7 protein-coding genes are annotated in these 5,801 nt (G+C 68.6%); 5 read left to right on the top strand and 2 right to left on the bottom strand.

Annotation, left to right across the window (positions count from 1 at the left end; all coding sequences use genetic code 11):
• Window positions 1-164 precede the first annotated feature (164 nt).
• Genes ACFVJS_RS08530 through ACFVJS_RS08510 form a run of 5 tightly spaced genes read left to right on the top strand, consistent with a single transcriptional unit; the run spans window position 165 to window position 3,879 of the window.
• Complete coding sequence (locus ACFVJS_RS08530) at window positions 165-698, top strand: DUF6114 domain-containing protein (protein ID WP_378878464.1); 534 nt, start codon at window positions 165-167, stop codon at window positions 696-698.
• Window positions 695-1,606 (top strand): DUF6230 family protein, encoded by a 912-nt coding sequence (locus ACFVJS_RS08525; protein ID WP_378878463.1) that lies wholly within the window; start codon window positions 695-697, stop codon window positions 1,604-1,606. Before ACFVJS_RS08530 ends, ACFVJS_RS08525 begins: the two co-directional genes overlap by 4 nt.
• Before the next feature lie 37 nt (window positions 1,607-1,643).
• On the top strand, window positions 1,644-2,126 hold the full coding sequence (locus ACFVJS_RS08520; protein WP_378878462.1) for a DUF6114 domain-containing protein: 483 nt from the start codon (window positions 1,644-1,646) through the stop codon (window positions 2,124-2,126).
• Window positions 2,127-2,131: 5 nt separating this feature from the next.
• The gene (locus ACFVJS_RS08515) at window positions 2,132-3,124 is read left to right on the top strand and encodes a hypothetical protein (protein WP_378878461.1); all 993 of its coding nucleotides are present in this window, start codon (window positions 2,132-2,134) and stop codon (window positions 3,122-3,124) included.
• Window positions 3,121-3,879 (top strand): DUF6230 family protein, encoded by a 759-nt coding sequence (locus ACFVJS_RS08510; protein WP_378878460.1) that lies wholly within the window; start codon window positions 3,121-3,123, stop codon window positions 3,877-3,879. The genes ACFVJS_RS08515 and ACFVJS_RS08510 overlap by 4 nt, the downstream gene beginning before the upstream one ends.
• Window positions 3,880-4,091: 212 nt before the next feature.
• On the opposite strand, the gene ACFVJS_RS08505 is transcribed toward ACFVJS_RS08510, so the two are convergent.
• Entirely contained in the window at window positions 4,092-4,526 is a 435-nt protein-coding gene (locus tag ACFVJS_RS08505) for a heat shock protein transcriptional repressor HspR (RefSeq protein ID WP_378878459.1), read from the bottom strand.
• Window positions 4,526-5,707 carry a DnaJ C-terminal domain-containing protein gene (locus ACFVJS_RS08500; RefSeq protein ID WP_378878458.1) on the bottom strand — a complete coding sequence of 394 codons (1,182 nt, stop codon included), beginning with the start codon at window positions 5,705-5,707 and terminating at the stop codon, window positions 4,526-4,528. Before ACFVJS_RS08500 ends, ACFVJS_RS08505 begins: the two co-directional genes overlap by 1 nt.
• Between the last annotated feature and the right edge of the window lie 94 nt (window positions 5,708-5,801).

Genomic DNA, 5,801 nt, shown 5'->3' with positions numbered 1-5,801 from the left:
AAACGTCCCCCCCCTGGCGTCCGGGGACCAGCTACGCTCTCGTAGCCTCCACACCCTCTCTACACAGCCCAACCCTTATTCCCCCACCCCACCACAATTCTGTGTTGGGGGGGGTTCCGGGCCCCCCCCCCCACGGCTCTGGCCCAGTCCCCTGCGGAGAAGCCATGACTGACAAGACGCCTTCCACCGACACCGGTCTCGACGCGATGCCCGACCCCGATGTGAACCCTTCGGCCAGCGGCCCCATGCCGCGCGGCTTCAAGCGCTTCCGGCGCACCCGCCCCTTCTGGGGCAGCCTGATCCTGCTGTGGTCGTCGTGGCTGATCGGGTCCTCGATGCTGTCCAAGCAGCTCGACTTCACGATCTTCGCCGCCTTCGGCAACCAGACCCTGCCGCCGGTGCTGATCTCTTTCACCATGGCCTCGGCGGCGCTGATCGCGATGTTCATGCCGTCGCAGCGCACGTTCCCCGGGATCGTCTCGGTCGCGCTCGCGATCGCGGCGCTCCCGCTGGCCAATCTCGGCGGGCTGATCATCGGCACCGTCGCCGGCGTCACCGGTGGTGCCCTGATCGTCGCGTGGACCCCCTACACCGAGGAGCAGCTGACCAAGATGGCCGAGAAGGACGCCCGCAAGCGCGCCCGCAAACAGGCCCGCAAACAGTCCCGCAGGCCGGCCCAGAGCGGAGCCACCGCATGAGCCCCCGGGCCCGCCGCTTCGAGCGGCCCGCACCCTGGGGCGAGAAGCCCGGCGTACGCAGCTGGTGGGGCCGAGTCACCGGCCGCCTCTACCGCGCGGCGTACGCCGCCATCGACCGCGCCGCCGAGCAGTCGGAGCAGATGAAGGCCGAGGCGGAGTCCGTACGCCGCGGCAGCCGCAAGCGCTCGCTGCCGCTGATGATCCTCGGCAGCGCCGCGCTCGTCGCCATGTTCGGCGCGGTCTCGCAGAGCGCGCTGGCGGTCAACTTCACTACCGGGAACTCCAAGTTCAAGCTCTACTCCAACTACCTCGACGCCGAGCACGCGGCGGGATACCTCGCCCCGACCAGCCGCCAGGGGACCACCGACTGCGACGCCGAGACCGCCGACGTCCAGGCGCAGTGCGGGGTCACCGAGCTCGGCATCCACCAGGCCAAGCTCGCCGGGCTGTGCGGGATCGCCACCGAGAACATCCCTCTGGTCGGCAACTACTCGCTGATGATCACCGCCGGCGACGAGGTCCCGGACAGCTACAACGGCTCGTCGATCCCGACAGGCACCAGCACCGACCCGAGCACCGGCAAGCTCACCGGCGGCAGCCTGGCCAACGCGATCTCGGCGACCAACCTGTATCTCAACTCGGATGCGCTCAGCGGCTACGGGAACAAGATCTCCGGCATGAATCTCGGCCAGTCGGCCGAGACCGTCGGGGAGTCGGCCGGCCTCGCCTTCGAGGGCAACGCCAACCAGCTGCCCAAGGCCGGCGCCTTCGGCCTCTACGCCCGCCAGCTCAACATGGCCGGCCTCAACGGCAACAGCTACGGGCTCAACCTCAAGGGCAACATCACGCTGCCGAAACTGAACCTCAGGGTCGTGCCCGGAGCACGGACGCAGGCCGACTGCTCCTGATCGACCCCCGTCCACAGAACCACGCGGAGCCATCATCATGACCGAATCCAAGACCGAGCCGCTGACGTACGATCTCGGCTTCTCCACCGACTCCGGACCGGAGCACGCGCGCCGAGGCAACCGGCTCGGCGCATTCCTCGCAGAGGGGCGCTCGTGGTTCCGGGCGTGGCGGCGTACGCGACCGTTCTGGGGTGCGCTGTGGCTCATCGTGGCCGGCGCCTGGATCATCTACTGGATGTCGTTCGACATCGGCATCGCGCTGACCGGTGGCTGGTCCTACTCCGCCGGCTACGTGATGGGCGGCTCGCTGATCATGTTCGGGCTGGTGACCTGGCTGGCTCCGCACTACAAGTCGCTCTCGGGGATCGTCGCGTTCCTGATCGCGCTCGGCGCCTTCCCCACCGCCAACCTGGGCGGGTTCGTCCTCGGCTCGGTCCTCGGCATCATCGGCGGATCGATGATCTGGTCCTGGGGCGAGAAGAAGCCGCGTACGTCCAGGCGTGACACCTCCGGCGGATGATCCGCGTGTCCCACGAGCTCACCGTCGGCAAGCAGCGCCTTGTCATCATCACCGCCATCGCGCTCTTCGTGATGTCCTCGGCGCTGTGGCCGTCGGCCGACGACCGGGCCGAGGCGAACAGCCAGAGCAACAGCTATCAACCGTTCCGGTGCGACCAGCCCGGCAGCAGCAACCCGCAGCAGCGACGCCAGGTCGTGCCGCTCAAGAACAGCGGCGACAACGGCACGTTCCAGAACCGCATCTTCGGCACCCGGATGTTCCCCTGCCTGTCGGGGACGCGGTGGACCCTGACCGCCGGCGAGCCGAACGGCAGCAGCACCAGCAACGTGGCCGCCGACGTGCATGGCATCTACACCAACACCAGCGACGGCAACTGCGACAGCAACAAGGGCTACACCTACTACTACGCCGCCACCGGCAACATGTGCCTCTTCCAGATCGCCTTCAGCGACCTCGTCTTCCGCAGCAACGTCGCCTCGTTCGGCGCTCCGGTGCTCACCGCGAGGTCGTCGACGGCCCCCGCCCCCACCGCGAAGGTGCCGCACGCCCTGCGCATCGCGCCGGACGGTCCGTTCACCGTCGGCGGGCCCGGCGTGAAGACGAACCTGCTCACCACCGGCGACTCCTGGGTGGCGATCCCGTGGAGGACCGTCACCAACCTGGCCGGCATCCTGATCATCGCGGCCGGCCTGACCACGACCTCGCAGAAGAACACGATCTGCACGGCCGGCTGGAACGGCGACTCGTGCCGGATGAAGATCCGTACGCTCGCCGGTGACGGCACCGGCGGCTGGAACGACCTGGTCACCGCGATCCTCAGCGGCCTGGCGGCCGGCGGTGACTACAACATCCTGGCGGCGAACCTGGAGTTCTACTACCTGTTCACCCACGACAACAACGCGGCGAACGACCCCTACGTCTACCCGCCCGGCGGCCCCACGAACCCGCTCAACTCGATCCAGCTCCCCAACACGACGATCACGGTGACCGCAGAATGAGCACATACGGGACGCGATGGCACCGCATGGTCGCGGCGACGACGGTGGGACTCGGCCTGCTCGGCGCGATGGTCGTGGCGATGAGCTCCTCCGCGTCCGCGGTCTTCAGCCCCACGCTGACGATCAACAACGGCAGCTCGACGTTCTCGTCGACCAACATCCATGCCGCCGACGCGGCGTTCGGCACGGCGCTGGTGCAGACCCAGGCGTCCGCCAGCAGCGGAGGCGACTGGACACCGGTGCTGCGTGCCGGATTCGCGTCCGCGACGATGAACGGGTTCTGCCTCTCCCGCGTGGAAGAGATAGGACCGCTCGGCAGCTACACGATCAAGCTCACCGCCGGGGACGACAACCCGGCGACCAACGAGATCAGCGCTCAGATGGTCGCCTTCGACATCACCCAGCTCCGGGCCGCGTCCTCGCCGGGGGTCAACCTGCAGGGCACTGCCCAGATCGGGCTGGCCACCACCGACCTGACCACCAATCCGGGCACCGCACCCTACGACGCGAACCCGATGGGCGTGCCCCAGGGGTTCGACGCGAAGTGGTATCAGTCCAGCGGCAACGGCGGCCACAACAACGGCCAGGGTTTCACCGGCATCGACGCGACCGTCGCCGACCTCAACGCCGTCTACGGCGACGTCCGGCAGGCCCAGATCGAAGGCGAGGTCACCCTGCCGAACCTGGAGATCGAGCTGCTCCCAGGCAACCAGTCCTGCAAGTCGGCGGCACAGGCCGGGAGGTTCCCGAACTGACGGGCCGCCTCGCGAGGACCCCGGACATGGAAGGACCCGGTGGGTCCGTCTCGGGTCGGCTCCACCGGGTCCGCCGCGCGTGCCCCGACCATATGGGGGTTGGTCCGACACTCGCGGCTTACTCATCAGTATGGGGGTATCGAACCAACATCGGTTTTAAGCAAAACCCACAACTCGCCAACAAATCTGTCAAGCGATCAGTAGGAAAGGTGCTACCCCTGCTGCCGCCGCCAGACCACGATCGCCTGTCCGGGCGGCGCCTGACGAACTGCAGGAAGCCTGCTGCTCGGGCCCTTCGGCGCCGGCGCAGCAGCCCTCGCCTGGGCGAGCGCCTCGCGGGTGGCTGCCAACTCGTGCAGCAGCTCCTCGTTGCGCTGGCGCAGGGCGTCGACGTGCTGCTCGAGCGCCAGGATGCGGCGTACGCCTTCGATGCCGATGCCGGCCGCGGTCAGGTCGGCGATCGACCGCAGCTTCTCGATGTCGTGGAAGGAGTAGCGTCGCCCGCCACCCCCGGTGCGACCGGGGGTGATCAGGCCCAACCGCTCGTAGGTCCGCAGCGTCTGCGGGTGCAGGCCGGTCAGCTCCGCGGCGACGCTGATGACGTAGACCGCGGCATCCGGGGACGGGCTGCTGAATCCGTCGCTCATCATGACTCCTCGAGAAGAGACGTACGCAGCGGCTTGCCGGCCATCGCGGCTCGATAGGCCTCGACGGCAGCCTTGGCCTCGGCATCGAGCACGGCCGGGATCTGCACCTCGACGGTCGCGAGCAGGTCGCCCACGGTGCCGTCGGAGCGCCGGAAGCCCTTGCCGCGCACCCGGAACGTACGTCCGTTGGGGGTGCCCGGTGGGATCCGGAGCGTCACCGGCGAGCCGGACAGCGTCGGCAGCTTCGCCTCCGCACCGAGCGCGAGCTCGTCGAAACCGACGGGCACGTCGATGGTGAGGTTGTCGTCCTTGCGTCCGAAGACGCGGTGCGGGGTGACGTGGACGGTGACGTAGAGGTCACCGGCCGGGCCGCCGTTCTCGCCGGCCGCGCCTTTGCCCTTGAGCCGGATCCGCTGGCGGTCCTTGACCCCGGCGGGGATGCGCGCCTGGATGGTGCGCGCGGAGGTGCCGCGGCCGGAGCCGTGGCAGGTCGGGCAGGCCTCGTCGTAGATCAGCTGACGACCGCCACAGCGCGGACAGGTCTCGTTCATCGAGAACGCGCCGCCCACGGAGTTGACGACGTAGCCCGCGCCCTCGCACTCCGGACAGACCCGCGGCTTGGTGCCCGGCTTGCCACCGGTGCCGTTGCAGTCGGGACAGGCAGCGTCGGAGGTCAGCCGCAGCGAGATGGTCACCCCGTCGAGTGCGTCGGTGAACCCGATCGTGGCACTCGTCTCGACGTCGGCACCCTTGATCGGCCGAGCCCGCGGGGTCGTACGCCGCCCACCGAAGCCTCCGCCGACGCCACCGCCGAACAGGTCGCCGAACATGTCGCCGAGCCCGCCGGTCTGAGCACCGCCGCCACCGAAGAGGTCCTCGAAGTTGTAGCCACGGCCGCCCCCACCGAAGCCGCCGGGGAAGCCGCCGGCCGCACCCAGGGTGCGCACCTCGTCGTACTTCTTGCGCTTCTCGGGGTCGCCGACGACGTCGTAGGCCTCCGCGACCTTCTTGAACTTCTCGTGCTTGGCCTCGTCGCCCGGGTTGGAGTCGGGGTGGTTGGCTCGCGCGAGCTTGCGATAGGCCTTCTTGATGTCGTCGCTCGAGGCGTCCTTCTTGACACCCAGCTCGGCGTAGTAGTCCTTGTTGATCCAGTCCGGCCGGATCCCGTCGTTCTCAGCCACTCCAAGGCGTTGGCGATCCGGTGTTCGAGCTGAGGCTACTGATCGTCCGCCAAACGGGCGAGTCCAAACGGAAATTGACCGTCCGTTCCCGGTC

The sequence above is a fragment of the Nocardioides sp. NPDC057772 genome (assembly GCF_042798075.1).
In the GTDB taxonomy this organism is placed as follows: Bacteria; Actinomycetota; Actinomycetes; order Propionibacteriales; family Nocardioidaceae; genus Nocardioides.
This window is presented reverse-complemented; position numbering and strand designations above follow the sequence as displayed.

Bases quoted from the DNA above. Each gene is read 5' to 3' on its own strand.
- ACFVJS_RS08530 (WP_378878464.1), top strand. From the start codon at position 165: ATGACTGACAAGACGCCTTCCACCGACACCGGTCTCGACGCGATGCCC.
- ACFVJS_RS08525 (WP_378878463.1), top strand. From the start codon at position 695: ATGAGCCCCCGGGCCCGCCGCTTCGAGCGGCCCGCACCCTGGGGCGAG.
- ACFVJS_RS08520 (WP_378878462.1), top strand. From the start codon at position 1,644: ATGACCGAATCCAAGACCGAGCCGCTGACGTACGATCTCGGCTTCTCC.
- ACFVJS_RS08510 (WP_378878460.1), top strand. From the start codon at position 3,121: ATGAGCACATACGGGACGCGATGGCACCGCATGGTCGCGGCGACGACG.
- ACFVJS_RS08505 (WP_378878459.1), bottom strand. From the start codon at position 4,526: ATGAGCGACGGATTCAGCAGCCCGTCCCCGGATGCCGCGGTCTACGTC.